At 64.6% G+C, this 26631-nt stretch carries 25 protein-coding genes; 16 read left to right on the top strand and 9 right to left on the bottom strand.

Going from position 1 to position 26631, the window contains the following annotated elements; translation table 11 throughout:
* Window positions 1–160: 160 nt before the first annotated feature.
* Window positions 161–1594, top strand: a complete 1434-nt coding sequence (locus ACP2YO_RS32310; RefSeq protein WP_426435184.1) for an aldehyde dehydrogenase family protein — start codon at window positions 161–163, stop codon at window positions 1592–1594.
* A 95-nt stretch (window positions 1595–1689) separates the two neighbouring features.
* On the opposite strand, the gene ACP2YO_RS32305 is transcribed toward ACP2YO_RS32310, so the two are convergent.
* Window positions 1690–2652: an SMP-30/gluconolactonase/LRE family protein gene (locus ACP2YO_RS32305; RefSeq protein WP_426435183.1), complete on the bottom strand. Its 963-nt coding sequence runs from the start codon at window positions 2650–2652 to the stop codon at window positions 1690–1692.
* Between the two features lie 113 nt (window positions 2653–2765).
* Here ACP2YO_RS32305 and ACP2YO_RS32300 point away from each other — a divergent pair, with 113 nt between their 5' ends.
* The gene (locus ACP2YO_RS32300; protein WP_426435182.1) at window positions 2766–3572 is read left to right on the top strand and encodes an NAD-dependent epimerase/dehydratase family protein; all 807 of its coding nucleotides are present in this window, start codon (window positions 2766–2768) and stop codon (window positions 3570–3572) included.
* On the opposite strand, the gene ACP2YO_RS32295 is transcribed toward ACP2YO_RS32300, so the two are convergent.
* Both ACP2YO_RS32295 and ACP2YO_RS32290 read right to left on the bottom strand, forming a co-directional pair.
* The gene (locus ACP2YO_RS32295; protein ID WP_426435181.1) at window positions 3573–4139 is read right to left on the bottom strand and encodes an invasion associated locus B family protein; all 567 of its coding nucleotides are present in this window, start codon (window positions 4137–4139) and stop codon (window positions 3573–3575) included.
* A gap of 37 nt (window positions 4140–4176) precedes the next feature.
* Window positions 4177–4869, bottom strand: a complete 693-nt coding sequence (locus ACP2YO_RS32290) for a GntR family transcriptional regulator (protein WP_426435180.1) — start codon at window positions 4867–4869, stop codon at window positions 4177–4179.
* A gap of 153 nt (window positions 4870–5022) precedes the next feature.
* Here ACP2YO_RS32290 and ACP2YO_RS32285 point away from each other — a divergent pair, with 153 nt between their 5' ends.
* The 4 genes from ACP2YO_RS32285 to ACP2YO_RS32270 all read left to right on the top strand — a co-directional run bounded on the left by ACP2YO_RS32285 (window position 5023) and on the right by ACP2YO_RS32270 (window position 9854).
* A complete protein-coding gene (locus ACP2YO_RS32285; protein WP_426435179.1) occupies window positions 5023–6726 on the top strand; it encodes an IlvD/Edd family dehydratase in 1704 nt (567 codons plus the stop codon).
* A 153-nt stretch (window positions 6727–6879) separates the two neighbouring features.
* Window positions 6880–7881: a TRAP transporter substrate-binding protein gene (locus tag ACP2YO_RS32280; RefSeq protein WP_426435178.1), complete on the top strand. Its 1002-nt coding sequence runs from the start codon at window positions 6880–6882 to the stop codon at window positions 7879–7881.
* 51 nt (window positions 7882–7932) lie between these two features.
* Entirely contained in the window at window positions 7933–8517 is a 585-nt protein-coding gene (locus tag ACP2YO_RS32275) for a TRAP transporter small permease (protein WP_426435177.1), read from the top strand.
* Window positions 8514–9854, top strand: coding sequence for a TRAP transporter large permease (locus ACP2YO_RS32270; protein WP_426435176.1), 1341 nt, complete (start codon window positions 8514–8516; stop codon window positions 9852–9854). The genes ACP2YO_RS32275 and ACP2YO_RS32270 overlap by 4 nt, the downstream gene beginning before the upstream one ends.
* Here the strand turns inward: ACP2YO_RS32270 and ACP2YO_RS32265 are convergent.
* On the bottom strand, window positions 9851–10381 hold the full coding sequence (locus ACP2YO_RS32265) for a histidine phosphatase family protein (RefSeq protein ID WP_426435175.1): 531 nt from the start codon (window positions 10379–10381) through the stop codon (window positions 9851–9853). The genes ACP2YO_RS32270 and ACP2YO_RS32265 overlap by 4 nt on opposite strands.
* Before the next feature lie 47 nt (window positions 10382–10428).
* Complete coding sequence (locus ACP2YO_RS32260; RefSeq protein WP_426443366.1) at window positions 10429–11226, bottom strand: enoyl-CoA hydratase/isomerase family protein; 798 nt, start codon at window positions 11224–11226, stop codon at window positions 10429–10431.
* Window positions 11227–11490: 264 nt separating this feature from the next.
* Here ACP2YO_RS32260 and ACP2YO_RS32255 point away from each other — a divergent pair, with 264 nt between their 5' ends.
* The gene (locus ACP2YO_RS32255) at window positions 11491–12711 is read left to right on the top strand and encodes an NAD(P)/FAD-dependent oxidoreductase (protein WP_426435174.1); all 1221 of its coding nucleotides are present in this window, start codon (window positions 11491–11493) and stop codon (window positions 12709–12711) included.
* Between the two features lie 97 nt (window positions 12712–12808).
* Here ACP2YO_RS32255 and rbsK read toward each other — a convergent pair whose 3' ends face one another.
* Window positions 12809–13717, bottom strand: a complete 909-nt coding sequence (rbsK, locus tag ACP2YO_RS32250; protein WP_426435173.1) for a ribokinase — start codon at window positions 13715–13717, stop codon at window positions 12809–12811.
* Between the two features lie 45 nt (window positions 13718–13762).
* Complete coding sequence (locus ACP2YO_RS32245) at window positions 13763–14656, bottom strand: sugar kinase (RefSeq protein WP_426435172.1); 894 nt, start codon at window positions 14654–14656, stop codon at window positions 13763–13765.
* Window positions 14657–14890: 234 nt separating this feature from the next.
* On the opposite strand from ACP2YO_RS32245, the gene ACP2YO_RS32240 reads away from it, so the two are divergent.
* The 9 genes from ACP2YO_RS32240 to ACP2YO_RS32200 all read left to right on the top strand — a co-directional run bounded on the left by ACP2YO_RS32240 (window position 14891) and on the right by ACP2YO_RS32200 (window position 24602).
* Window positions 14891–15751, top strand: coding sequence for a VOC family protein (locus ACP2YO_RS32240; protein WP_426435171.1), 861 nt, complete (start codon window positions 14891–14893; stop codon window positions 15749–15751).
* Between the two features lie 402 nt (window positions 15752–16153).
* Window positions 16154–16840, top strand: coding sequence for a TetR/AcrR family transcriptional regulator (locus tag ACP2YO_RS32235; RefSeq protein ID WP_426435170.1), 687 nt, complete (start codon window positions 16154–16156; stop codon window positions 16838–16840).
* A 242-nt stretch (window positions 16841–17082) separates the two neighbouring features.
* Entirely contained in the window at window positions 17083–17892 is an 810-nt protein-coding gene (locus ACP2YO_RS32230; protein WP_426435169.1) for an ABC transporter permease, read from the top strand.
* Window positions 17893–17952: 60 nt separating this feature from the next.
* On the top strand, window positions 17953–18951 hold the full coding sequence (locus ACP2YO_RS32225) for an ABC transporter substrate-binding protein (RefSeq protein ID WP_426435168.1): 999 nt from the start codon (window positions 17953–17955) through the stop codon (window positions 18949–18951).
* Window positions 18952–19117: 166 nt separating this feature from the next.
* On the top strand, window positions 19118–19966 hold the full coding sequence (locus tag ACP2YO_RS32220) for an ABC transporter ATP-binding protein (RefSeq protein WP_426435167.1): 849 nt from the start codon (window positions 19118–19120) through the stop codon (window positions 19964–19966).
* Window positions 19967–19978: 12 nt separating this feature from the next.
* Entirely contained in the window at window positions 19979–21382 is a 1404-nt protein-coding gene (locus ACP2YO_RS32215; RefSeq protein WP_426435166.1) for a hypothetical protein, read from the top strand.
* Window positions 21379–22530 carry a Gfo/Idh/MocA family protein gene (locus tag ACP2YO_RS32210; protein WP_426435165.1) on the top strand — a complete coding sequence of 384 codons (1152 nt, stop codon included), beginning with the start codon at window positions 21379–21381 and terminating at the stop codon, window positions 22528–22530. Before ACP2YO_RS32215 ends, ACP2YO_RS32210 begins: the two co-directional genes overlap by 4 nt.
* 15 nt (window positions 22531–22545) lie before the next feature.
* The gene (locus ACP2YO_RS32205) at window positions 22546–23739 is read left to right on the top strand and encodes a dihydrodipicolinate synthase family protein (RefSeq protein WP_426435164.1); all 1194 of its coding nucleotides are present in this window, start codon (window positions 22546–22548) and stop codon (window positions 23737–23739) included.
* On the top strand, window positions 23739–24602 hold the full coding sequence (locus ACP2YO_RS32200) for a sugar phosphate isomerase/epimerase family protein (RefSeq protein ID WP_426435163.1): 864 nt from the start codon (window positions 23739–23741) through the stop codon (window positions 24600–24602). The genes ACP2YO_RS32205 and ACP2YO_RS32200 overlap by 1 nt, the downstream gene beginning before the upstream one ends.
* 13 nt (window positions 24603–24615) lie before the next feature.
* Here ACP2YO_RS32200 and rocD read toward each other — a convergent pair whose 3' ends face one another.
* Both rocD and ACP2YO_RS32190 read right to left on the bottom strand, forming a co-directional pair.
* Window positions 24616–25830, bottom strand: coding sequence for an ornithine--oxo-acid transaminase (gene rocD / locus ACP2YO_RS32195; RefSeq protein WP_426435162.1), 1215 nt, complete (start codon window positions 25828–25830; stop codon window positions 24616–24618).
* 125 nt (window positions 25831–25955) lie between these two features.
* Complete coding sequence (locus ACP2YO_RS32190) at window positions 25956–26630, bottom strand: ion channel (protein ID WP_426435161.1); 675 nt, start codon at window positions 26628–26630, stop codon at window positions 25956–25958.
* Window position 26631 lies beyond the last annotated feature (1 nt).

The following is a 26631-nucleotide window of genomic DNA, read 5'->3' as shown; positions in this document are numbered from 1 at the left end:
CGGAAGCCTTGCCACCCCCGTGGCCCGGACCTTATATCCACCGTCTGTCGCACCGGCGACATCCGCATATGGCGGGTTCAATTCGTGGGGCTTTCGTGCAAGGATGCCTGCCGAACGCTTCCGTTCCCCCTATCCATACGCCCCCTACAAGAGGTTTCCGATGGTCAATCGCATGCAATTCTACATCGATGGCGCCTGGGTCGATCCGGTCGTCAAAGGCAAGTCCACCCCTGTCGTCAATCCGGCGACCGAAGATGCGATGTATGAGGTTGCGCTCGGCTCCAAGGCCGATGTCGACAAGGCAGTCGCGGCCGCCAAGCGCGCGTTCGAAACATTTTCCCAGACCAGCCGCGAGGAGCGCGTCGCGCTGCTCAGCAAGATCATCGAGGTCTACAAGGGCCGCATGAAGGAGATCGGCGCCGCCGTCTCCGACGAGATGGGCGCTCCGCTGCCGATGGCCGAGAAGCTGCAGGCCGGCGCCGGCCTCGGCCACCTCATGAACACCCTCGAAGTGCTCAAGAAGTACGAGTTCGAGGAGGCCATGGGTACCGCCGTGATCGTGCGCGAGCCGGTCGGCGTGATCGGCATGATCACCCCCTGGAACTGGCCGCTCAACCAGATCGCCTGCAAGGTCGCGCCCGCGCTCGCCGCCGGCTGCACCATGATCCTGAAGCCCTCCGAGTTCACCCCGACCTCGGCGCTGATCTTCGCTGAAATCCTCGATGAAGCCGGCGTCCCGAAGGGCGTGTTCAACCTCCTCAACGGCCTCGGCCCGGAGGTCGGGGCTGCGATGAGCGAGCACCCCGACATCGACATGATCTCGTTCACCGGCTCGACCCGCGCCGGCGTCGACGTCGCCAAGCGCGCGGCGCCCACGGTGAAGCGCGTCAGCCAGGAACTCGGCGGCAAGTCGCCGAACGTCATCCTTGACGGTGCCGACCTCGCCAAGGCGGTGACCGGCGGCGTGATGCACATGTTCAACAACTCCGGACAGTCCTGCAACGCACCGTCGCGCATGATCGTGCCGCTCTCCAAGATGAAGGAAGTGGCCGCGATCGCGAAGGGCGTCGCCGACAAGACCAAGGCGGGTGATCCGCGCGCCGATGGCACCACGATCGGTCCGGTCGTCAACCGTGGCCAGTGGGACAAGATCCAGGCGTTGATCCAGAAGGGCATCGACGAGGGCGCAACCCTCGTTGCCGGTGGTCCGGGCCTGCCCGAGGGCGTCAACAAGGGCTTCTATGTTCGCCCGACCATCTTCGCCGACGTCACCAACGACATGACGATCGCCCGTGAAGAGATCTTCGGGCCGGTGCTCACCATCCTCGGTGCCAAGGACGAAGCCGAGGCGGTGAAGATCGCCAACGACACGCCCTATGGTCTCGCCGGTTACGTCTCGGCCGACACCTTGGAAAGCGCGCGCCGCGTCGGCCGCCAGATCCGCGCCGGCAACGTCAACCTGCAGGGCGTGCCGAACGAGCGCTCCGCTCCGTTCGGTGGCTACAAGCAGTCCGGCAACGGCCGCGAATGGGGCCGCTATGGTCTGGAAGAGTATCTCGAAGCCAAGGCCGTCGCGGGCTACAACGCGGCGTAAGCCAGGCTGCGAGAGACACACGATTACTGACGCCGGGGCGGATCACCGCCCCGGCGTCAGACGTTTAGGGACGGCTCTTTGTCCCCTTTGAACAACTAACCGCCGAGCGCGCCTTGGGTGTTGACGTAAAGCGCATAGATCGACTGGCTCGCCGCCATGAACAGGCGGTTGCGTTTCGGTCCGCCGAAGCAGAGGTTGGCGCAGCGCTCCGGCAGCGCGATGCGGCCGATCAGGACGCCGTCGGGTGCGTACACGACGACGCCGTCGAGTTCGGGATCGCCCATGCCCCAGCCGCACCACAGATTGCCGTCGATGTCGCAGCGCATGCCGTCGGGCGTGTCGGGGCCGGCGTCGATGAACACGCGCTTGTTCGAAATCGTGGTGCCGTCTGGCGACAAATCATAAGCGAGGATCTTGCGGTTCGGCACCCCGCGGGATTCCACGACATAGAGGATTTTCTCGTCCGGCGAGAAGCACAGTCCGTTCGGCCCCAGCACGCCTTCGGCGACGATGGTGGCCTTGCCGGTTGCGCCGTCGAGCCGGTAGACGTTGGCGTCGATCTCGGGCTCGGCCTTGTAGCCCTCGTAATTGCCGAGCAGGCCGAAGGTGGGATCAGAGAACCAGACCGAGCCGTCGGATTTCACCACGACGTCATTCGGCGAGTTCAGCCGCTTGCCGTCGAAGGAGTCGATCAGCACTGTGATCGAACCGTCATATTCGGTGCGCACCACGCGGCGGCCGCCGTGCTCGCAGGTGACCAGCCGGCCCTGGCGGTCGCGGGTGTTGCCGTTGGCGAAGTTCGAGGGCTTGCGGAAGATGCTGACCGCGCCGGTCTCTTCCTCCCATTTGAGGATGCGCTGGTTCGGAATATCGCTGCAGAGCAAATAGCGTCCGTCGCCGAACCACACCGGACCTTCGGCCCAGCGCAAGCCGGTGGTGAGGCGCTCCACGGCGGAGAGCTTCAGCCAGTATTTCTCGAAGCGCGGATCGAACGCGTGGATCGCAGGATCGGGATAACAGGTCGCGGGACGCCAGCCGGCGGAATGGGCATCGGACATTTGCTGTTCTCGTTGTTGTGTTTCCTGAGCGCCTGGTTTGCTATCATTGTCAGCCTGCGACTGCAATTCGGCCCAATGATTGCTTTGGGCAAACAGCACAAGCGAGGGACGGAATGCCACGCATATTGATGACCGGCGCATCGGGGGGAATTGGCACGAGCCTGCGGAAACTGCTGCCGCCGATCTATCCGGACCTCGTCTTGAGCGACATCAGGCCGCCGGCCGATCTCGGCAAGGACGAGACCTTCAAGGCCGCCGATCTCGCCGACCTCGCGCAGGTCGAGGCGATCTGCGAGGGTGTCGACGGCATTCTGCATTTCGGCGGCTATTCGGTTGAAGGGCCCTGGGATTCCATCCTGCAGTCCAACATCATCGGGTGTTACAATCTGTTCGAGGCGGCGCGAAAGCAGGGCGTCAAGCGCGTGATCTTCGCCTCCTCGAACCACGCCGTCGGCTTCTACCCGCGCCATCACCGCATCGGCACCGACGTCACCGCACGGCCGGACAGCCGTTACGGTGTCAGCAAGGTGTTCGGCGAGGCGGTCGGCGCGCTCTATGCCGACAAGCACGGGCTCGAGGTTACCTGCATCCGGATCGGCAATTTCGGCGAGGCGCCGCTCGACCACCGCAGGCTGTCGATCTGGCTGAAGCCGGAAGACCTGGTCCAGCTCTGCCGCATCGGGCTCGAGCATCCCGACATCCATTTCGAGATCTTCTACGGCGCGTCCTACAACGAGCGTTCATGGTGGGACAACCACCGCGCCTACGATCTCGGTTATCGACCGACCGGCCGCGCCGAGGATTTTCCCGAGCAGGCCAAGCTGCCGCCAGATGCGGTCGGCGACTACTACCAGGGCGGCGCGTTCTGCGGCATGGAGTTCGATGGCGACAAGGATCGGATCATCGATTGGAAGACGTAATCAGTCGTCGCATTGCGGGAGTTGCTTCACGGCCTCGGTGTGCTGCTGCGGCTCCTTCGCGTCGTGCTCGGATCCCGCGGGTGCGCTTCCGGGCCCATCAAAGGTCTGGGCAAAATGCCTAAGCGGAAAGGAAAGGCTGATTGCCTGGCCAGTCAGGTTCTTGGCCTCCACGGCGATCGCTTGCGCATGCTTCAACCGCTCGATGAACTCGCCGTTGGCCTCGAGCGTGCCGCCGCAGCCCAGCGTGTAGCAATGCGTCCTGGCGATCTGGATCGGCTCGTCCTGATCGATCCGGAGGCTGATCGTGCCATCCAGCATGGTGCGCGTGCCGACATTCACCGTGAGAAGCGCACGCTTGCCGGTCTGCGGCGAGACGTTGATGGTGCCCCCCGACGGCGCACATTGTCCGCGTGCAGCGGCGCCGACGAAGCAGCTCGCCTGGGTCAGGCAGGTCTTGGTCCAGGGTTCGTAGGTCAGTTCTGTCGCACGTGGATCGGCCGCGGCACTGCTTCCAACAAGCGCAAGCTGCGCGGCGAGCGACCCGAGCAAGATAACAACATGGCGCATCGCCGCCTCCTTCACGATCGGGGCCGCGTATCGCGCGCTATTGCGGCTTTTTGTCGTTGGCGATGCGATCGAGATAATCCGCCTTGCTGTACTGCATGTGATCGACGCAGAGCTGCGCCAGCGCCCAGCTGTCGCGGCCCTTCAGCAGCTCGACCATCAATTCGTGCTGGCGGCGCGACAGCGCGAGGCCTTCGCGGTCGGCGAGATTTTTCGCGCGCATCGGCAAGGTCAGGCTCATGTAGTCCTGTAGCGAGCGGACCAGATAGGGATTGCCGCACGCCGAAAACAGCGCGATGTGGAACGCATCATTGGTCTCATGGATGCCGCGCATGTCCTGCGCGTCCGCCTTGGCGCAATACTGCCGCTGCAGCTCGCTCAGATGATCGATCAGGCTGGCCGGCGCTGGGAGGGCGATCATCAGCGCCGCCTGGCGCGTCAGCATCTCGCGCACCTCGTAGATTTGCCGTACCTCGTCCGCCGAATAGAACCGCACCGTGGCGCCGACATTCTTCTCGCGCAGCACGATGCCTTGCCGCTCGAGTTGGAACAGCGCCTGCCGAACAAAGTGCCGGCTGGCGCCATAGCGCTGCATCAGCGTGTCCTCGACCAGCCGCAAACCCGGGGAGAACCGGCCGAAGATGATGTCCTCCTCCAATCGGCGGATGACGGCGGCCTGCTCCTCCTCGCGCGAGGAGGGCTGGATGTCCGGGGATATCGGCTGGGCTTTCATGCTTATCCGATGTCAGCACGGCCCGGCGGATATTGTCAATAATGGGGGCCATTTTGGCTCAAGGAGGCGATCACTTAGGCTCGGATTATCTTGTATTGACAATAATTCCAGCCGCTCCTTAAGTGCCAGCGAACAACCACGGGACACAAGAAAATGGCTGATGGACTTCGCAAGGGACTGACGAGCTATGGTGACGCCGGCTTCTCGCTGTTCCTGCGCAAGGCCTTCATCAAGGCCATGGGCTATTCGGACGATGCGCTCAACCGCCCGATCGTCGGTATCACCAACACCTACAGCGACTACAATCCGTGCCACGGCAATGTGCCTGACATCATCGAGGCGGTGAAGCGCGGCGTGATGCTGTCGGGCGCGATGCCGTTCGTGTTTCCGACAATCTCGATCGCCGAGAGTTTTGCGCATCCGACCTCGATGTATTTGCGCAACCTGATGGCGATGGAAACCGAGGAGATGATCCGCGCCCAGCCAATGGATTCGGTGATCGTGATCGGCGGCTGCGACAAGACATTGCCGGCGCAGATCATGGCTGCCGTCAGCGCCGACCTGCCGACGGTCGTCATTCCGGTCGGGCCGATGGTGGTCGGCCATCACAAGGGCGAGGTGCTCGGCGCCTGCACGGACTGCCGGCGGCTGTGGGGCAAATATCGCGCGGGCGAGATCGACGACGTCGAGATCGAAGCGGTGAACGGCCGTCTCGCGCCGTCGGTCGGCACCTGCATGGTGATGGGCACAGCCTCCACGATGGCCTGCGTCACCGAGGCGCTCGGCCTGTCGCTGCCGATGAGCGCGACGATCCCGGCGCCCCATGCCGAACGTTTTCGCTTGGCCGAAGCAAGCGGCCGCGTCGCCGCTGCGATGGCGAAGTCCAAGGGGCCGAAGCCCAGCGAGATTTTGACCCCGGCCTCGTTCCGCAACGCCCAGATCGTCATGCAGGCGATCGGCGGCTCGACCAACGGGCTTATTCACCTGACGGCCATCGCCAACCGCACGCCGTACAAGATCGATCTCGACGCGTTCGACAAGCTCGGCCGCGAGGTGCCAGTGCTGATCGACCTGAAGCCGTCGGGCGAGCACTACATGGAGCATTTCCATCATGCCGGCGGCGTGCCGAAACTGATGGCGCAACTCGGCGGCCTGCTTGATCTCGACGCCAGGACGATCACAGGCCAGACCCTCCGCGACGTCGTTGCCGGCGCGGAGGAGGTGCCGGGACAAGAGGCCATCCGCTCCACGGCGAACCCGATCAAGTCCGAAGGTGCGATGGCTATTCTGCACGGCAATCTCGCGCCGCGCGGCGCCGTGATCAAGCAGTCGGCGGCGAGCGAGAGGCTGCTGCAGCATACCGGCCGCGCGGTGGTGTTTGATTCCGTCGAGGACATGACGCTGCGGGTCGACGATCCCGCGCTGGAAGTCACGGCCGACGACGTCCTCGTGCTGCGCAATGCCGGCCCGAAGGGTGCGCCGGGCATGCCGGAGGCCGGTTATCTGCCGATCCCGAAGAAGCTTGCGCGCACCGGCGTCAAGGATATGGTCCGGATATCGGATGCGCGGATGAGCGGCACCGCGTTTGGCACCATCGTGCTGCACATCACGCCGGAATCCGCCGTCGGCGGTCCGCTGGCGCTGGTACGAAACGGCGACATGATCCGGCTCGATGTCGCAAGGCGCAGCATCGATCTCCTGGTTGACGAGGCCGAGCTGCAGAAACGCCGTGCGGCGTTGGTGCCGGCAGGGGCGCCTGAATGGGCCAGGCGCGGCTATGCGCATCTCTTCAACGAAACGATCCTGCAGGCCGACGAAGGCTGCGATTTCGATTTCATGCGCGCCAAGGGCAAATAGTCGGCTTCGCTGCACGAGGCCGTCGAATTGTCGATAATCCCCGTTGCGCCGCGCCTCATCGGCGCCACGGCTGACCATATCCTCCTGTTTTATTGACAATCCCGCAGAACTGATGGGATGATCGCGACAATCAAAAACAGGGGGAACGTCGCGATGGGCTATCCAGCCAAAATCGTTGGGGTCGTCATGGCCGCGGCAGCGCTGCTGCTGTCCGCGAGTGCCGGGGCGCAGGAGGTCAAGCATTACCGCTTCGCCTACGATCAGCCGCGCAACACCGGCTATTCGATCGCAGGCGATCTGTTCGCCGACAAGCTCAAGGAATTGAGCAAGGGCACCATGATCATCGATCAATATCCCGGCGCGCAGCTTGGCCAGGAGCCGCAGCTTCTGCAGCTCGTCAAGTCCGGAGATATCGAGTTCGCGATCATCTCCTCGGCCAACACGGCGACGATTTCGCCGGAGGCCGGTGTGATGTCGCTGCACTTCCTGTTTCGCGACGAAAAGCACGTGATCAACGGACTTGCCGATCCAAGGGTATTCGAAGCGCTCAAGACCATGATCGACGAGACGACGCAGGGCCTGCATCTCATCGCGACCGGCTCCCAGGGCGTGCGGCACATGTACAGCAAGAAGGAGATCCACAACGTCAACGACGTCAAGGGACTGAAGGTCCGGGTGCAGGCGACCGCGACCGAGGACACGATGTTCCCGGCCTATGGTGCGCAAACCGTGCACATGCCCTTCGGCAGCGTCTACACTTCGCTGCAGACCGGTGTGGTCGACGTCGCCGAAAACAGCATCAACGTCTACCTCGTCAACAAGCACTACGAAGTTGCGCCGGTGCTGAACATCACCGAGCATGAAGCCAACAACGCGCTGGTGTTCGTCTCCGACAAGCTGTGGCAGAGCCTCTCCGCCGAGCAGAAGCAGTGGGTACAGACGGCCGCCAACGAGGTCAGCGCCAAGGAGCCGGCGAAAGCGTTCGACCTGGAACGGACCGCGCTGACCAAGCTGAAGTCGCTCGGCGTCAAGGTGGTCGATGACGTGGACAAGAGGAGCTTCACCGCGATCGCCGATCCCTATCTCGACAAGCTCGCCAAGCAGCTCGGCCCGCATGCGGAGAAGATCAAGAACCTGATCCGCTCGATCAACTGAGCTTCGCTTCACGCGTCGCCGGGACGGCCAACGAGGACGACGGAGCATTCGATGGCCATCGCCGACAAACTGGTGCTGCAGCGGCAGCGGCATCTGAAATGGCGGGCGCTGGATCGGCTCGAACTCGTCCTGATGATGCTGTGCGGCCTGCTGTGCTTCGGCTTTTCCCTCTCGGTTGCCGCCGACATCGTCACCCGCACCATCGGCCATCCCTGGCTGTGGCTGCAGGAGGTGACCTCGACGCTGTTCATCTATGCGATCTTCATCGGTGCGGCGACCGCGACGCGGCGCAACGATCATCTCTATCTCACCGCCATTTCGGAGGCGATGCACGGCACGCCGCGGCTGTTTGTCGAGATCGTCATTCGCCTCGTCGTGCTGGGCGTCGCGTTCTGCCTGATCTGGTATGGCTACCTGAATTACCTCCGTGGCTTCGGCAGTTTCCGGCTGCCGTCGGGTACGCCGATCGCATCGCTGTATGCGGTGATCCCGCTGTCCGGCATCCTGATCGGCCTGTTTACGATCGAGCAACTCGTCAACGGTATCCGCAACGGATTTGATCATCCGGAGCCGCCGGACGAGGACCTTGCGATCCCAGCGATCAACACCAGCACGCCGACGGGAGCGCGGCCGTGAGTGCGCCCGTCATCCTCGCGCTGATGTCGTTCTGCTTCCTGTTCTTCGGCTATCTCGGCGTCCCGGTGCCGTTCTCGTTGATGGCCGGCGTGTTTATCGGCGCGCTGCTGTCGGATGTCTCGCTGGCCGCGATCATCCAGAAGATCTTCGACGGCGTGGATTCCGAGGCGCTGCTCGCGATCCCGTTCTTCCTCCTGGTCGGCGAGCTCATGAGTTCGGCAAACGTCGTAGTGCGCATCGCCAACCTGTCGGTCTCGCTGGTCGGCCATATCAGGGGCGGGCTGTCGCAGGTCGTCGTGGTCTTCAGCATGTTCTTTTCGGAAATGTCGGGGTCGACCACTGCCGACGTCGCTGTGATGAGCCGGGCACTCGGCGGCCCGATGAAGCGGGAGGGCTACGAGCCGGCGTTCATCGCCGCGATCATCGCGTCCGCATCCACGATTGCGGCGCTGGTGCCTCCGAGCATCACCGCGGTGGTCTACGGCGCCGTCGGCAACGTCTCGATCGCAGGCCTGTTCATGGCGGGTGTGGTGCCCGGGCTGATGATCGGCTTCGGGCTGATGATCTACTGCTATTTCTTCGGCCCATCCGGCCTGCGCAAGCCGCGCGCGCCGCTGCGCCAGATCGCCTTCGCCGCCGGTGACGCAGCGCTGCCTCTGATGATCCCGGTGATCCTGCTCGGCGGCATCCTGACCGGCTGGTTCACGCCGACCGAGGCCGGCGTGGTCGCGGTCGCCTATATCATCATCGTCGTGATCCCGGCGGTGAATTGCGGGCACCTGAAGAAGATCCCTTACGATTTCTGCCTCGCCGGCCTGATCTTCTCGCTGCCGCTGATCACGATCGGCGCGGCGAATGCGTTCGGCTGGATGCTCGCCTACCTGCGTGGCGCGATCTACATCGCCGACTTGATCACCTCGATCGCCGGCAATGATCCGCACCTCATCATGCTGCTGATGGTGCTGCTGTTCACCGTGGTCGGTGATTTCATCGAGCCGGTGCCGACCATCATCATCTTCATGCCGTTGGTGAATGCGCTGACCGAGGCCGGCGACATCAATGGCGTCCATATGGGCGTGGTGCTGATCGCAACGCTCGCCTTTGGCCTGATCACGCCGCCCTACGGGCTGGTGCTGCTGATGGCCTCGAAATTCGTCGGCGTCAGCTTTGCAAAAGCGCTGCGTGCGGCGCTGCCGATCTATGTCGTGTTCCTGGTGACCATCTGCTTCACGATTTACTTCCCGAAGGTCGTGCTGTGGCTGCCCAAGCAGGTGATCCCGGAATCGGTCGGCTGCTTCAAATCGCCCAGCGGCCACGGGTACATCTGTCCGAATTAGCCGATCTCCTCCAGCGCCCAGGCGTCGCCGATCCGCGCGTAGCGGAACGGCGTGTCCTGGTGGTTTGCGAAGAAGCTGCCGCACAGCACTTCCGCTATCGCCTGCATGACGCCGTCGTGGCAGACGAACAGGATGTCCGCGCCCGGATGTCGATCCTGCCAGGTCGCCACGCAACGCAGCGCGCGTTCCGACACGGCAGCCCACGGCTCGCCATCGTCGGCAAGGATCGAGACGATGTCCTTCATCGCGGTGATGCCATGTCGCTGCATGGCCTCACGGATCGATTGGCCCTCGAGGCTGCCGAAATCGCACTCGATGATCCCGGCGTCGATGCGGACGTCCTTCACCAGCGCGGCCGCCACGATCTCAGCGGTCTGGATCGCGCGGCGGAGCGGGCTTGCGACGATGGCGCCAAGCGTTACGCGCTCGAGGCGCCGCGCGGCGGCGTGCGCCTGCGCGATGCCGTCGTCGTTCAGCGCGTTGTCGGTCAGGCCCTGAAAGAGGCCTTGCCGGTTCCAATCGGTCACACCGTGTCGGAGGCAGAGGAAGGAGCGTGACGGCAAGGCCAACGCGGTCACTTCGACTTGCTGGTAAACTTCTTCACCGCGACGCGAAACTCCTGAGTATTCATGCAGCCGATGATCGCGTCGCGCTCGGCATCGAGCTGCGCCTCGATTGGCGTGGTCGGCGCCTGATGGATCAGCGCCTTGGTGGCGGCGAGACCGGCGGGTGCGTTCTGCGCCAGCCGCAGCGCGAACTCGCGCGTCGCGGCCTTCAACTCGACCGCCGGCACGACCTTGGCGACGAGGCCCCATTGCTGGGCCTGCTGCGCGGTAAAACTGTCCTCGGCGAGAAAGATCTGCAGGGCGCGGCGCGGGCCGACGCTGGCGGCGAGGCCGACGGTGCCGCCGCCATCCGGCGAGACGCCGATCTTGGCGTAGGCCGGCGTGAAACGGGCGTCCTCGGCGGCGATGCAGAGATCGGCGACGAAGGCGAGCGACAGGCCGGCGCCCGCCGCCGAGCCATGCACGCTCGCCAGCACGAGCTTGGGCATTCGTCGCAGCGCGGTGATAAAGGTGTGGTAATGCCCGAGCATCTCGCCGACCACCGACGGGATGTTGTTGGCTTCGGCCGCGGCACCGATGGTCTGCAAATCGCCGCCGGCACAGAAGGCGCGGCCTTCGCCCTCGATGACCAGCACCCGAATGTCCTTGTTGGCTTCGACCTCGGCGCCGAGCTGTTCGAGCTTCCTGGCGATCGACATGTCGATCGCATTGAACGCGGCGGGACGGTTCAACGTAATGGTCGCGACCGGACCGTCGATCCGGAGCAGGGCCGGGTCAGCGGCGGGGGTGATGGCGGGTTCTGGCATATTGGAGACCTTGGGCTTGTTGTTTCCGGGCATTTAAGTCCCTGAGGGGAGGGGTGACAATCCCGTCCAACTCTGCAACATTTGGCACACTCCTGGATCGGGATGCTCTTGCATCCCGCAAATCTATGGGGCCAAATGGATCGCCCTTCGTTCGGGACGCGGACACGAGCGCCGCTCTCCAAACGTCGCGGCGAGCAAGCCAAAATCGGCTGTGAGGGGAGACGACATGGGTCATTCCTGTGCGCTCGTGGTCGGGCTATTCCGATGACGACGGGTGCGGTCATCATCGCCGGCGCGGGACACGCCGGCTTCCAGCTCTCGGCGTCGCTGCGCCAGAGCGGCTTCGCCGAGCGCATCGTGCTGCTCAACGACGAGGGGCATCTGCCGTACCAGCGGCCGCCTTTGTCCAAGGCCTATCTGAAGGGAACCGGCGGGCCCGACAGCCTGATGTTCCGGCCCAACAAATTCTACCAGGACAACCTGATTGAGCTGGTCACCGATCGCGCCCATGCGGTCGACCGCCACGCGCGGAAGGTCGCGCTCGCCTCCGGCTCTTCGCTCGACTACGGCCATCTGGTGCTTGCGACCGGGGCGCGGAACCGATTGCTCGACATTCCGAACGCGCAGCTCGACGCGGTGCGTTACCTGCGCACGCTCGACGAGAGCCAGGCGCTGCGTGAGCTGGTGGTGCCCGGCATGCGCGTCGCTGTGGTCGGCGCCGGCTTTATCGGGCTTGAATTCGCCGCGACCGCGCGCGGCAAGGGTCTGGAAGTCGACGTGGTCGAACTGGCTTCGCGCGTGATGGCGCGGGCCGTGACCGCCGAGATTTCCGAGTTCTCTCAGTCCCGGCATACCGCGGCGGGCATCCGCATCCATCTCGGCGTGCAGGTCACCGGGATCGAGGCCGATGGCGCCAAGGTCACCGGCGTCAGCCTGAGCAACGGCACCCATATCCCGGCTGATCTGGTCGTGGTCGGCGTCGGCGTGCTGCCGAATGTCGAGCTGGCTGCGGAGGCCGGGCTGCCGGTAGCCTCCGGCATCATCGTCGACGAGCATCTCTTGACCGCCGATCCTGATGTCTCCGCGATCGGCGATTGCGCGCTCTACACCAGCAAGCGCTTTGGCGGATCGCTGCGGCTGGAGTCGGTGCAGAACGCCACCGACCATGCGCGCTGCGTGGCGGCCCGGCTGACCGGCAAGACCGAGGTCTATGACGGCCTGCCGTGGTTCTGGAGCGACCAGGGCCCCGACAAGCTGCAGATGGTCGGCCTTACGACAGGCTACGACCGCGTCGTGGTGCGCGGCGACCGCGCGCAGGGGGCTTTCTCGGCGTTCTGCTACCGCGGCGACAGGCTGCTCGGCATCGAGTTGGTCAACCGCGCCGGAGATCACATGTTCGGCCGCAGGCTGCTTGGCGCCGGCGGCTCGATCACGCCGGAGCAGGCAGCCGATCCGGGGTTCGATCTCAAGGGTGCGCTGAGCTAGTTCGACCAGCGCGTAGGGTGGGCAAAGCGATAGCGAGCTCACCACTTCTTGCGTTGCTATCGATAGTGGGCACGGCGCTGTCGCGCCTTTGCCCACCCTACGCATCGAGCACATCCTCCACTTCCTTTGCCGTGGGCATCGACGGTGCGGCGCCCATCCGCTGCACGCAGATCGAGGCGGCGACGTTGGCGTAGGCGAGCGCATCGCGCAGCGGCTTGCCGCTGGCGAACTGTGAAGCCAGCGCTCCGACGAAGCAATCGCCGGCGCCTGTGGTGTCGACGGCCTTCACCTCGCGCCCCGCCACCAGCAGTGGCTCGCCCTCGACCAGTGCCAGCACGCCGCGTCTGCCGAGGGTGACGCAGACGATCTTGCCTTGCGCCAAATTTCGCGCCGCTTCGGCGAACCGCGCGGGCGCGTCGCTGTCGCTGAGCTCCGTGCCGGTCAGGAAGCCGAGCTCGGTCTCGTTGAGGATCAGGACGTCGACAAGATCGAGCAGCGCGGTATCGGCCTGTTTCGCCGGCGCCGGATTGAGGATCGTGGTGGCACCGGCGGCGCGGGCGCGCTTGAAGAAGGCCGCGATCGTCGGCAGCGGGATTTCGAACTGGCTGACAGCGACGTCGCCCTTGGCCAACGAAGGCCCGGCGACGTCGTCGGCGTCGACCTGCGCGTTGGCGCCCGGCACGACGACGATGGTGTTGTCGGCATCGGCGATGGTGATGATCGCGGTACCGGAATGCGTGCCGGCTGTATCCTTCACGAAAGTGAGGTCGACGCCCTGCGCGGCGAGGAACGTCCTCAGTTCCTGCCCGAAGGCGTCGCTGCCGAGACGCCCGACCAGTGTGGTGCGCGCGCCGAGCTTGGCTGAGGCCACCGCCTGGTTGGCGCCCTTGCCGCCGGGAAAGTAGAGCACGGCCTCGCCCGCGACGGTCTCGCCGATCCGGGGGTGGCGCTCGGCGGTCGCCACCACGTCCATGTTGATGCTGCCGGCGACGAAGACGCGTCCCATGGCTAGCCCCGCACGGCCAAGTATGCGGCTGAGTATTCAGGGACGTCAGACCGCGGCGGAAAACTCCTGCTTGACCGCCTCGATGTCGGCCAGCGTCGGCAGGCCGGCCTCGTTGCCGAGCTTCTGGATCTTGAAAGTCGATGCGGCGCGCGCGAACTCGAAATGCTCATGCCAGGCTTTGCTCGGGTTTGCGAGATAGGAATAGACATAGGCGCCGTGGAAGACGTCGCCGGCGCCGTTGGTGTCGATCACACGCTCGCGCGTGATCGGCAATGACGGCATCTGGCGCACCGCGCCCGCCTCGTCATACCAGAGCAGCCCCCGTTCGCCCATGGTGACGCCGCCGACCCGGCAACCGCGGCTCCTGAGATAGTCCAGCATCTGCTCCGGCGTCTTGTCCATCTGCTCGCACAGGCGCTCGGCGACGATCGCGACGTCGATGAACTCGAGCAGCTCATGGGTGTTGGTGCGCAGCCCGCCGCCGTCGAGCGAGGTCAGGATGCCATCCTCGCGGCAGAGTTTTGCATAGTGGATCGCGGCGTCCGGCTGGTGGCCGTCGATGTGCAGCGCGCGGCAGCCCTTCAAATTGAGCAGCGGAAACGGATGGATGTGTTCGTCGTCGCGGCAGCGCACGATGGCGCGCTTGCCGTCCTTCGGCATGATGAAGGACAGCGAGGAGGCGTTGACCTTGCGCGGGTGCACGGAAATTCCGTATTTCGCGCTCATGTCCCAGAACATCCGCCCCAGCCAGTCATTGGCGACGGTGGCAACCAGGTCGGGCACGATGCCGAGCTTGGCGCAGCAAAATGCCGCGGTCACGGCGTTGCCGCCGAAGGACACGGCATAGGCGTCCGCGACGTGTTTCTCGTCGCCAACGGGCATGTGGTCGGTGATGAAGGTGACGTCGATATAGGTCTGTCCGATGAAGAGAGCCTGCATTCGCTTCCCGTCGTGGCTTGGGGTGATCCGATCCCGGCCGGCGATCGCAGACTAGCACCGCTGATCCGCCGATATCGCTGAAAATATTCGCAATCCTGCTCGGTTTGCGGCTAGAAATCGAGGGGCGGACTGACGGCTGTTCTGGCAGTCGTTGAAACGGTCGCCCGTTGTCCGCGGTTCCTGATTGTACCCATGGGAGAGCACAATGACGGCAGATTCGGGGACGCGGCAGTCATGATCACCGGTCTCGATCACGTCGTCGTCCTGACCGGCGACATCGCTGCTGCCAGCACCGCTTATGAGACGTTGTTTGCGCGGGCGCCGGCCTGGCGCAACAGCGGCGACGGCGCCGACCGCGTGCTGTTCACGCTCGACAACACCACGCTGGAATTGATGGCGCCGCGCGGCGACGATGCCGCGGCCCAGCGCGTCCGTAGCGCGCTCGCGACGCAAGGCGAGGGGCTGGCGAGCCTCTGTTTCCGCACCAGCGACATCGCGACGACGCATCGCCGGCTCGAGCGGCTGACGCTGAAGCCCGAGCCGGTGGCCGAGGTCGAGAGCCGCGACGAGACCAGCGGCGCCACCCTGTCGTGGAAGCGCACCCGCGCCGCGACCGACGCGACGCGGGGCATCCGCATGTTTTTCCTGGAGCGGGAGAAAGAGCGGCCGCTCTCGGTGCGCACCACGCCCGCCGCGATCGCCGCGATGGACCACGTGGTGGTCTCGACGGCCGATCCGGAACGTGCCGCCGCGCTTTACGGCGCGCGGCTCGGGCTCGATATGGCGCTCGACCGGTCGCATCCGGACTGGGGCCGGTTGATGTTCTTCCGCTGCGGCGACCTGATCGTCGAGATCACGCATCGGCCGGGCAAGGATAAGAACAAGGTGGAGGCCGACGCGCCGGATCGCCTCCGCGGCCTCTGCTGGCGCGTCGCCGACATCGAGGCGACCCATGCGCGGCTCACTGCCGCCGGCGTCGACGTCTCCGAGATCAGAACCGGCCGCAAGCCGGGCACCCGCGTGATGACGGTGCGGAACGGCACCAGTGGCGTACCGACGCTGCTGGTGCAGCCTTCGGCGGAGAAGGGGGAGTAGGGGCAGGGGCTGTCATGCGTTGGATCTGTCGTCGCCCGGCTTGACCGGGCGATCCAGTATTCCAGAGGCAGTCATTGATGAACCGATGGGCCGCGGCGTACTGGATCGCCCGCATGCGCGGGCGATGACAGCGGGGCGTGTGGACGCAGCTTCGCATTCTCGCGACATGATTTGCCCGAGCTTTGCTTTTCGTCTCGTCCTCTTTGCGGGAACGCTTGCGCCGTCGGGCAAATCAGTGCCAAGAGCGCGACCCGGGCCGGGAGTGGGCGTCTGTCGCAGTTGCGAGAGCGCGCCATATCCGCCCGACCAACACGACAACATTCGTTCTCAAACGTTGCGCGTCGTGCTACATTACCCCCTCCAGCATCACGAGCAGTCGATTTGGCCAAGGGAAAGCGAATATTGAAGTGGCAGCGCGATCCCGAGGGCATGCGGCAGCGCATCCTCGAGGCGGCGAAGCAGGAATTTGCCGCCCATGGCCTCGCCGGAGCGCGTGTCGACCGCATCGCGGCCAACGCCGACGCCAACAAGCGGATGCTGTATTACCACGTCGGCAACAAGGAGGATCTCTATCTCGAGGTGCTGGAACGCGCGTATGAGAAGATCCGTGCTGAGGAGCGTACGCTCGACCTCGAACACCTCGATCCGCCCGAAGCGATCGCGTGCCTGATCGACTTCACCTGGAACTATTTTTTGCGCAACCCCGAGTTCCTGGCGCTGCTCAACACCGAAAACCTCGCCAGGGCAAAACACCTGAAGCGGTCGACCAAGGTGAAGTCGATGCACTCGCCGTTCGTCGAGATGATCCGCACGGTGGTGACACGGGGTGTCGAGAGCGGCGACTTCCGCGTCGCGGTCGATCCGGTGCAACTCTATATCTCGATCGCCGGGCTCTGCTTCTTCTATCTCTCGAACTGCGCCACGCTGAGCGTGATCTTCGGCCGCGACCTGCTGAAGAAGGACGCGCGCGACGAGCGCCTGAACCACATGATCGCGCTGGTGCTGGCGGCGCTGACCGGAAATTCCACGGCGGCGTTCGGCAAGGCGAAGATGCCGGCACTGCTGTCGGCGGAACAGCGGGTGGTGTAGGCGCAGCGTTGGCCCGGGACGACGGTCCCCTAGCCCGGATGAGCGAAGCGACATCCGGGATGGTCCATCCGTGGATTGAGCTGCCCCGAATGTCGCTGCGCTCATCCGCGCTACGACATCCAAAATTTCACCTGACGAAAGTCGAAGATTTCCGGCCGATTTGCCGCGTGTGAGGGGCTGGACAGTATTTATCCAACGGGTTAATTTCCCGTCCGAAGAGCTGAAATGCAAGGGAGCGTGACGTGGCGGAGGCGAAGAGCCCTTCAGGCGTGTCGAGGGTGCTGAACGCGGCATGGCTGCGCCCATTCCTGTTCCTGGTCGTCATCGTGGCCGGCTGGGATCTCTCGATCCGCTTGTTCCACATCCCGGCCTACCAGATCCCGGCGCCCGCGGACGTCGTCGCGGTGCTGTGGACCGACTGGCCGGAGCTGCTGCAGCAGTCATGGCCGACCACGTACGCGACGATCTGCGGTTTCCTGCTCTCGGCGCTGTTCGGCATTCCCGTGGCGATGCTGATAGCGGGCTCGAAGACAGTAGAGAGCTACGTCTATCCGCTGCTGGTGTTCTCGCAGTCGGTGCCGAAGATCGCGATCGCGCCGCTGTTCGTGGTGTGGTTCGGTTTCGGCATCATCCCGAAGGTGATCTCGGCGTTCCTGCTCGGCTTCTTCCCGGTGGTGGTCTCCGCGGTGCAGGGCTTCAAGTCCGTCGACCCCGACATGGTGGATCTGGCGCGCGCGATGCAGGGCAGCCGCTTCCAGGTGTTCCGCGCGGTGAACCTGCCACATGCGATGCCGGCGATCTTTTCCGGCCTGAAAGTGTCGGTGACGCTCGCCGTGGTCGGCGCCGTCGTCGGCGAGTTCGTGGGCTCCAATTCCGGCATCGGCTATGTGCTGCAGCGCTCGATCGGCACGTTCGATTTGCCGACGATGTTCGCCGCGCTGGTGATCCTGGCGCTGTTGGGGGTGATCCTGTTCTGGATCGTCGACCGCATCGAGCGGCTGGTGATCCCCTGGCACGTCAGCCAGCGCGAGGACATCATTTTTGCTTCGTAAGACAGCAGCTGAACAAGCGGTCCGTACAAGGGCCGCGGAGAACTTGCAGGGAGAACAACAATGATGCGTTTGATTGCGGTCGTTAGTGCCGCACTGGCCTGGACCGCGCTGGCGGTGGCGCCGGCTGCCGCGGCCGACAAGGTCGTGCTCATGCTGAACTGGTACGTCTATGGCGAGCACGCGCCGTTCTATTACGGCAAGGCCAAGGGCATTTATGCCGCCGAAGGCATCGACCTCGAGATCCAGGAAGGCCGCGGCTCGGCCGCGACCACGCAGGCCGTGACCGCCAAGACCGCCGATTTCGGCTATGTCGACATTCCCACCATGATGCGCGCGGCGGTGAAGGGCGCGCCCGTGATCGCCACCGGCGTGCTGCTGCAGACCAGTCCGATGTCGGCGATGAGCTTTGCCGATAAGAACATCCGGAAGCCCGAGGACATCAAGGGCAAGACGGTCGCGATCACGCCGGCGGATTCGATGACGCAGATCTGGCCGCTGTTCCTGAAGAAGACCGGCCTGAAGGAGAGCGACTTCCACACCGTCGCGGGTGATGGCCAGACCAAGCTCAATGCCGTGATCAACGGTCAGGCCGATCTGCTGCTCGGCTACGTCATGGACCAGTCGATGAAGATCAAGGACGCCACCGGCAAGGACGTCTATCCGATCAAGTTCGCCGACTACGGCATCAACATGGTGTCGTCGGGCATCATCGCGAACTCCGACTATGTAAAGGCCAATGCCGATCTGGTCCGCCGCTTCATGTCGGCGACCACCAAGGCGGTGGAAGCGGCCGAGAAGGACCCGAAGGCCGCGGCACAGTCGATCCTCGATGCCAACCCGAAGGGCGGCAAGATCGACACGCTGACGCAAGGCTTTGAGCTGACGATCCCGCTCTACCGGACGCCGGAAACCAAGAGCAAGCGGCCGTTCCAGGTCACCGACCAGAACATGACCGACTCGGTCAATCTGATGGTCGAATATGGCGGCCTCGATGCCAAGGCCAAGGACAATCCGAAGGCGTTTTATACCAACGACTATTTGCCGAAGGGCGACTCGTGAACCGCACTCCGCTGTCGTCCCTGCCGAGTGTGTTATTGCGCACGGAGCAGGGACCCATAACCACTGGCCCCGATCGTTGCGGAAGGTCTCTCCCCGCGTGCCCCGATGAAAGTGCACGGCGTATGGGTCCCTGCTTTCGCAGGGACGACGGGTGGAGAAAGCTGCGATGAACGCTGCGACGGAACCTGCCTATGCCGACCAGCCCGGCGCCCACCTGCGCCTGGTGTCGGACCGCGCGGCCGGCGCCACGCCGGGCATCAAACTGTCAGGCGTATCGAAGACCTACCGTTCCCGCGACGGCGACGTGCCATCGCTGCGGCCGCTGGACTTCACCATTAATGACGGCGAATTCTTCGTTGTGGTCGGCCCGTCCGGCTGCGGCAAGTCGACGCTGCTCAAGATGATCTCGGGGCTGTTGCCGCCGACGACCGGCGAGGTGCTGGTCGACGGCGAGCCGGTGACGAAACCGCACGGCAATGTCGGCATCGTGTTCCAGAACGCGCTGCTCTTGCCGTGGCGCAACATCCTCTCCAACGTGATGCTGCCGATCGACATGAAAGAGTTGCCGCGGGCCAAATATCTTGCCCGTGCCAAGGATTTGCTGAAGATGGTCGGGCTCGAAGGCTTCGAGAAGAAGCTGCCGTGGCAGCTTTCCGGCGGCATGCAGCAGCGCGCCTCGATCTGCCGCGCGCTGGTGCACGATCCCAAGATCATGCTGATGGACGAACCATTCGGTGCGCTCGACGCCATGACGCGCGAGCGCATGAATGTCGAACTGATGCGGATCCAGCGCGAGACCGGCAAGACGGTATTGCTGATCACGCACTCGATTCCGGAAGCCGTGTTCCTTGCCGACCGCGTGCTCGTCATGACCGAGCGGCCCGGCGCGATCGCCGCGATCTACGACGTGCCGCTGCCACGGCCCCGCTCGCTCGACTCGATGTCCGATCCCGTCTTCACCGAACTGGTGAAGCGGATCCGGAAGCATTTCTTCACGCAGGGTACGCTGGACTAGGCCAGACCTCCGATGCCGCTTCGCCTCGCTGTCAGGGATATCGCCTTCTTCGAGCGCCCGGTCGCCTTCGCCCGGCCGTTCCGCTTTGGCGCTGTTACGATGAGTGCGGCAACGCAGGTGTTCGTGCGGGTCGAGATCGAGGTGGAGGGCAAGGGCGGTGCGACCGGTGGCAGCGCCGAATTGTTGGCGCCCAAATGGTTCGACAAGCGGCCCGAGCTGACGCCTGAGGAGACGATCGACGAACTGCGCCGCTCGCTGCTGATCGCGCGCGAGCTCTATCTGGCGAACAGGGGATTTGACACCGCATTCGGCCTGCACGCCGCGTGCAGCCGGGCGCAAGTCGCGGCCTGCGCCAGGGAAGACATCCCGCCGCTCGCCGCGGCGCTTGGCCCGGCGGAGATCGACAAGGCGATCCTGGATGCGCTGTTGCGCGCGGCCGGCGTGAATGTCTTCGACGGCATGGCGCAGAATATCGCAGGGCTCGACGCACGGCTGACGCCCGATCTCGACGCCGCCGCCATTGCGCACTTCCTCGCGACCCGCAAGCGGCTCGATCGCGTTGCCATCAGGCATACGGTCGGCATGGACGACCGGATCGAAGGCAAGGGTGGTGTCGCCGATTCCGGGGAAAACGCCGGGGCGCGCTATTTCAAGCTGAAGCTGAACGGCGATCCCGCGCATGATGCGGCGCGGCTGGTGCGGATCGGCAATGAGCTTGCGAGGCTGCCTTACCCGACCAAGGTAACGCTCGACGCCAACGAACAATATGCCGATCTCGCGGCGCTCAACGCGCTGGTTGATCGGCTCGACCATGACTCCGCGCTCGCGACGATCGCCTCACACCTGCTCTATATCGAACAGCCGATGCCGCGCGACATCACCAAAACCTCGCCGCTCGGGCCGCTCGCCGCGCGTAACTTCATTATCGACGAGGCAGACGACTCCTACGACGCGTTCCCCGCGGCGCGCTCGCTCGGTTATCGCGGCATCTCCTCGAAATCCTGCAAGGGCCTCTACAAGTCGATCGTCAACGCGGCCCGTGCCGCGGCGTGGAGCGCGGATGGCGGCAAGTATTTCATCAGCGGTGAGGATCTGACCTGCCAGGCCGGGCTTGCCGTGCAGCAGGATCTCGCGCTCGGCGCGCTGATCGGTGTCACCCATGCCGAGCGCAACGGGCATCATTATGTCGACGGCTTTGCCGAGACGCCGGAGAGCGAGGCTGACGCTTTCCTCGCCGCACATCCCGATCTCTACACGCGCGCCGGCGGCAAGGTCCGCCTCGCGATCCATGACGGCGATCTCGTGACGGGATCGCTGATCGCGCCGGGCTTTGCCAGTTCCGTTCATCCGGACTGGTCCACCATGCAGCCGCTCAAGCGGCCACCACCATTTGTTTTGCAGGAGCAAGCACTATGACGACCAAACGCCTCGGCCTGATCATGAACGGCGTCACTGGCCGGATGGGGCTCAACCAGCATCTGGTCCGCTCGATCGTCGCGATCCGTGACCAGGGCGGCGTGCTGCTCGGGAACGGTGACCGCATCATGCCCGATCCGATCCTGGTCGGCCGCGATGCCGAGAAGGTCGCGAGCCTTGCCGAACGCTTCAACATCGAGCGCCACACCACCGACCTCGACCGGGCGCTGGCGGACAAGGGCGACACCGTGTTCTTTGATGCCGCGACCACGCAGGCGCGGCCCTCGCTCCTGACCAGGGCGATCAATGCCGGCAAGCACGTCTATTGCGAGAAGCCGATCGCGACCAATCTGGAAGAGGCGGTCGCAGTCGTAAAGCTCGCCAATTCAAAAGGTCTCAAGCATGGCACGGTGCAGGACAAGCTGTTCCTGCCCGGCCTGAAGAAGCTCGCCTTCCTGCGTGACTCCGGCTTCTTCGGCCGCATGCTCTCGGTGCGCGGCGAGTTCGGCTACTGGGTGTTCGAAGGCGGCTGGCAGGAGGCACAGCGGCCATCGTGGAACTACCGCACCGAGGACGGCGGCGGCATCATCCTGGACATGGTCTGCCACTGGCGCTACGTGCTCGACAATCTGTTCGGCGAGGTCGAGAGCGTGGTCTGCATCGGCAACACCGATATCCCCGAGCGTTATGACGAGCAGGGCAAGCCCTACACGGCGACGGCGGATGATTCCGCCTATGCGACCTTCAAGCTCAAGGGCGGCGTGATCGCGCATATCAACATGAGCTGGGTGACGCGGGTCTATCGCGACGACCTCGTCACCTTCCAGGTCGACGGTACCCACGGCTCGGCGGTTGCCGGGCTGACCGATTGCGTGATCCAGGCGCGCCAGGCGACGCCGCGTCCGGTGTGGAATCCGGACGAGAAACGGCTGCATGATTTCTATGGGGACTGGCAGAAAGTCCCAGAGAACGTCGTCTACGACAACGGCTTCAAGGAGCAGTGGGAGATGTTCATCCGCCATGTCTGCGAGGACGCGCCGTACAAGTATACGCTGCTCGAAGGCGCCAAAGGCGTGCAACTCGCCGAATGCGCGTTGAAGAGCTGGAAGGAGCGGCGCTGGATCGACGTCGCGCCGATCGTGGTCTGAGGAAGGGCGATCATCATGAACAAGCCGGTCCTGCCGATGTCATCTCTCTCGTTGAAGCTGCCGACAGCCGATGGGGGCCTCGAGACCTATCGCCTTGCGGCGTCGCGGATTTTTCCGGCGAAACTTGAAGGCACGCTGAATCGCGTCGCGTTTTCCGCGGCGCATGTGGTGGCCGATGTCAGCGCCGACGTCGATCCGTGGCTCACGGCTGCGATCGACTGGGACCGCACGATCGCATTCCGCGAGCATATCTGGGACCTCGGCCTCGGCGTCGCCGAAGCGATGGACACCGCGCAGCGCGGCATGGGGCTCGACTGGCCGACGTCGCTGGAGCTGATCCAGCGTTCGGTGAAGGCTGCGAAAGCGAAGGGCAAAGCGCTCGTGTTCTCCGGCGCGGGCACCGATCACCTCGCGGTGGAAGACGCCAAGTCGATCGACGACGTGATCCAGGCCTACGAGGAGCAGGTCGCCGCCGTCGAGAAGGCCGGTGGCCGCATCATCCTGATGGCGTCGCGGGCGCTGGCCAAGCTCGGGAAGAATGCGGAGGACTACGCCAGGGTCTATGACCGGGTGCTGGCGCAGGTCCGCGAGCCCGTGATCATCCACTGGCTTGGCGATATGTTCGATCCGGCGCTCAGGGGTTATTGGGGCACCGCCGATCTCGACAAGGCGATGGACACGGCCGTTGCGATCATCAACGCCAATGCGGCCAAGGTCGACGGCGTAAAAGTCTCGTTGCTCGACAAGCAGCGCGAGATCGACATGCGGCGGCGGCTCGACGCAGGCGTGAAAATGTACACCGGCGACGACTTCAACTATGCCGAACTGATCGCCGGCGACGACCGGGGATTTTCACACGCGCTGCTCGGCATTTTCGATGCAATCGCGCCCGCGGCATCCTACGCGCTGTCGCGGCTCGCGGCCGGCGACGAGACCGGTTTCCACGACGTGCTCGGCCCGACGGTGCCGCTGTCGCGCCACATCTTCAAGGCGCCGACGAGGTTCTACAAGACCGGCATCGTGTTCATGGCCTATCTCAATGGCCACCAGGATCACTTTACGATGGTCGGGGGCCAGGAAAGCGCGCGCTCAACGCTACATCTGGCCGAGTTGTTCCGTCTCGCCGACAAGGCCGGACTGCTCGCCAATCCGGAAGCCGCGACGCGCCGCATGACGACGATCCTTGCCACCCGCGGCGTCGAGGCCTAATGCGCGACTTTTCCAACGATCACGACTGGCTATCGCTGAACACGGCCACCATTCGCAAGCAGGGCGATCTCGTCCAAATCATCGAGGCCTGCGCCCGTCACGGCATCCGCGCCATCGATCCGTGGCGCGACCAGGTCGCTGCCGTTGGCCTCGAGCGCGCGGTCCGCGCGGTGAAGGACGCCGGGCTCGAACTGTCAGGCTATTGCCGCGGCGGCATGTTCACGGCCGATAGCGCCCATCGCAGCGAAGCGCGCGACGACAACCGCCGTGCGGTCGACGAGGCCAAGGCGCTCGGTGCGCCCTGCATCGTGCTCGTGGTCGGCGGCCTGCCGCAATATTCGCGGCCGGGCAGCGCTGTCACCAAGGACATCGCGGCGGCGCGGACGCAGGTGCATGACGGCATCGCCGAGATGCTGGAATATGCGACGCAGGCAAAATTGCCGCTCGCGATCGAGCCGCTGCATCCGGCCTATGCCGCGGACCGCGCCTGCGTCAACACGACCAAGCACGCGCTCGACATCTGCGACGCGCTCGACCCCGAAAGGACCGGCGCGATCGGCGTCGCGCTCGACGTCTATCACATCTGGTGGGATCCGGAGCTGAACGCCCAGATCGCGCGCGCGGCCGCGGATCGCCTGCTCGCGTTCCATGTCTGCGACTGGCTGGTGCCGACCAGGGACATCCTCAACGACCGCGGCATGATGGGCGACGGCGTCATCGACATCAAATCGGTGCGATCCGCCGTCGAGGCGCAGGGCTTTGCCGGCTATTCGGAGATCGAGATTTTTTCCAACGATTGGTGGGGCCGGTCGATGGATGACGTGTTGCGCACCTGCATCGAGCGGCACCGGACAGTGGTTTGAATACGCGCCACCATCACGAGAAATCCTGCTTCAACGCGGCGTCGATCCGCTCCAGCGCCCAGTCGACTTGATCGTGCGTAATCACCAGCGGCGGGGCGATGCGGATGGTGTGATCGTGGGTGTCCTTGGCAAGGATACCGCTCCCCCGCAGCGCCTCGCAGTAGCGGCGGGCGGGACCGGCCTCGGGGTGAAGCTCGACGGCGAGCATCAGCCCGCGTCCGCGCACCTCGCGGACCGTGTTTGCGCGGATGTTGCGCAGGCCCTCGAGGAAGCGCGCGCCTTCGGTGGCGGCGTTCTCGATCATCCCTTCGTCGACCAGCGCGCGCAGCGCCGCGCGTGCCACCGCGCAGGCGAGCGGATTGCCGCCGAAGGTCGAGCCGTGCTGGCCGGGTTTCAGCGTGCCGAGGACTTCGTTGTTCGAAAGCACCGCGGAGACCGGATAGAAGCCGCCGGACAGCGCCTTGCCAAGCAGCGTCACGTCGGCTTCGATGCCCTCATGCTGCTCCGCCAGCAGCTTGCCGGTGCGGCCAAGTCCGGTCTGGATCTCATCGAGGATCAGCATCACGTCATGGTTGGTGCAGAGCTCGCGGACTCGGGTGAAATAGCCCGACGGCGGAATGATGACGCCGGCTTCGCCCTGGATCGGCTCGACCAGAAACGCAACGGTGTTCGGCGTGATCGCGTCTTCCAGCGCCTTGGCGTCGCCGAACGGGATGATCCTGAAGCCCGGCGCGAACGGTCCGAAATCGGCGCGGCTCGCCGGATCGGTGCTGAAGCCGATAATCGCGAGCGTGCGTCCGTGGAAATTGTCGGCGCAGACGATGATCTCGGCCTCGCCGTCTGGCACGCCCTTGACCTCATAGCCCCATTTGCGCACCGACTTGATCGCGCTCTCCACCGCCTCGGCGCCGCTGTTCATCGGCAGCACCTTGTGGGAGCCAGTCAGCTCGGCGAGCTCCTCGTAGAATGGGGCGAGCTGGTCGTTGTGGAAGGCGCGCGAGGTTAGCGTCAGCCGGCCCGCCTGCGCCACCATGGCGGCGAGGATTTTTGGATGGCAGTGGCCCTGATTGACTGCCGAGTAGGCGGACAGGCAATCGAGATAGCGGTTGCCATCGGTATCCCAAACCCAGACGCCTTCGCCGCGCGACAGCACGACGCCGAGCGGCGCGTAGTTCTGGGCGCCGAACTGCGTTTCCCTTGCAATGAAATCGGTGACTGGCGGACGCATGTTTCGTCGCTCCAGTAGTTAGCGGGCCGGCACCAGTGGAGGCCTGATCGCACTCTATCTGATCTGGGGGCGGTCCACCGGACTTAAAGTGCGGGTGCCGGCAAAATTCGCTTGATCCTCGCGCGTCACTCCTGATCCCGATGCGCGATCTCCAGCGTGACCAGCCGCGCCAGCAGCGTCGCGGGATAGAGCTGACCGAAGATCGCCTCGAGATTGCACAGGCTGCGCGCAATCGGGTGCAGCGGCGCGACGTCGCCATAGCCGGTGGTCGTCATCGTGGCGAATGAGAAATAGATCAGCTGGCTTGCGAGCGTCGGGCTGTCCTGCACCTTCATGCCGGAAAAGGCTGTCGGCACCAGCGTGCCAATGAAGGTGTAGAGCGCCGCGAAGATCACCGCGACTGTGAGGTAGAGCAGGACGGCGCCGATCACGCGATGATAGGTGACGCGTCCGGGCGCGAACGTCGCGCGCGCCACCGTGACCGCCATGGTGACGCCGACGATCAGCCAGGAGCCGGCGAACAAATTGAGATCGAGGATCGATGGCGAACGCAGCCGCAGGACGGCGCCGACCACGATCATGACAAGCGCGACCAGCATCGCGCCGACGGCGAGCGCGCTGCCCGACATCAGGAACACGCCGCCGACCAGGAACAGCGCCAGCAACAGCTCGAAGATCTGGAACTCGAACAACCCGAGCGCCTGCAGCGGCGCCACCACGAACATCATGACCAGGATCAGCGCGGTCAGGACCGTCAGCAGCGAGTCACCCCAGCGCTCGCGGAGTTGCGCGATGCTCATC

The sequence above is a fragment of the Bradyrhizobium genosp. P genome (genome assembly GCF_049949265.1).
GTDB lineage: Bacteria > Pseudomonadota > Alphaproteobacteria > Rhizobiales > Xanthobacteraceae > Bradyrhizobium.
Note: the sequence above shows the minus strand (reverse complement) of the source record. Positions and strands in the feature narration are given on the sequence as shown.

Coding starts and splice junctions, on each gene's coding strand:
- ACP2YO_RS32310 (WP_426435184.1), top strand. CDS start 161: ATGGTCAATCGCATGCAATTCTACATCGATGGCGCCTGGGTCGATCCG.
- ACP2YO_RS32305 (WP_426435183.1), bottom strand. CDS start 2,652: ATGTCCGATGCCCATTCCGCCGGCTGGCGTCCCGCGACCTGTTATCCC.
- ACP2YO_RS32300 (WP_426435182.1), top strand. CDS start 2,766: ATGCCACGCATATTGATGACCGGCGCATCGGGGGGAATTGGCACGAGC.
- ACP2YO_RS32295 (WP_426435181.1), bottom strand. CDS start 4,139: ATGCGCCATGTTGTTATCTTGCTCGGGTCGCTCGCCGCGCAGCTTGCG.
- ACP2YO_RS32290 (WP_426435180.1), bottom strand. CDS start 4,869: ATGAAAGCCCAGCCGATATCCCCGGACATCCAGCCCTCCTCGCGCGAG.
- ACP2YO_RS32285 (WP_426435179.1), top strand. CDS start 5,023: ATGGCTGATGGACTTCGCAAGGGACTGACGAGCTATGGTGACGCCGGC.
- ACP2YO_RS32280 (WP_426435178.1), top strand. CDS start 6,880: ATGGGCTATCCAGCCAAAATCGTTGGGGTCGTCATGGCCGCGGCAGCG.
- ACP2YO_RS32275 (WP_426435177.1), top strand. CDS start 7,933: ATGGCCATCGCCGACAAACTGGTGCTGCAGCGGCAGCGGCATCTGAAA.
- ACP2YO_RS32260 (WP_426443366.1), bottom strand. CDS start 11,226: ATGCCAGAACCCGCCATCACCCCCGCCGCTGACCCGGCCCTGCTCCGG.
- ACP2YO_RS32255 (WP_426435174.1), top strand. CDS start 11,491: ATGACGACGGGTGCGGTCATCATCGCCGGCGCGGGACACGCCGGCTTC.
- rbsK (WP_426435173.1), bottom strand. CDS start 13,717: ATGGGACGCGTCTTCGTCGCCGGCAGCATCAACATGGACGTGGTGGCG.
- ACP2YO_RS32245 (WP_426435172.1), bottom strand. CDS start 14,656: ATGCAGGCTCTCTTCATCGGACAGACCTATATCGACGTCACCTTCATC.
- ACP2YO_RS32240 (WP_426435171.1), top strand. CDS start 14,891: ATGATCACCGGTCTCGATCACGTCGTCGTCCTGACCGGCGACATCGCT.
- ACP2YO_RS32225 (WP_426435168.1), top strand. CDS start 17,953: ATGATGCGTTTGATTGCGGTCGTTAGTGCCGCACTGGCCTGGACCGCG.
- ACP2YO_RS32220 (WP_426435167.1), top strand. CDS start 19,118: ATGAACGCTGCGACGGAACCTGCCTATGCCGACCAGCCCGGCGCCCAC.
- ACP2YO_RS32215 (WP_426435166.1), top strand. CDS start 19,979: ATGCCGCTTCGCCTCGCTGTCAGGGATATCGCCTTCTTCGAGCGCCCG.
- ACP2YO_RS32210 (WP_426435165.1), top strand. CDS start 21,379: ATGACGACCAAACGCCTCGGCCTGATCATGAACGGCGTCACTGGCCGG.
- ACP2YO_RS32205 (WP_426435164.1), top strand. CDS start 22,546: ATGAACAAGCCGGTCCTGCCGATGTCATCTCTCTCGTTGAAGCTGCCG.
- ACP2YO_RS32200 (WP_426435163.1), top strand. CDS start 23,739: ATGCGCGACTTTTCCAACGATCACGACTGGCTATCGCTGAACACGGCC.
- rocD (WP_426435162.1), bottom strand. CDS start 25,830: ATGCGTCCGCCAGTCACCGATTTCATTGCAAGGGAAACGCAGTTCGGC.
- ACP2YO_RS32190 (WP_426435161.1), bottom strand. CDS start 26,630: ATGAGCATCGCGCAACTCCGCGAGCGCTGGGGTGACTCGCTGCTGACG.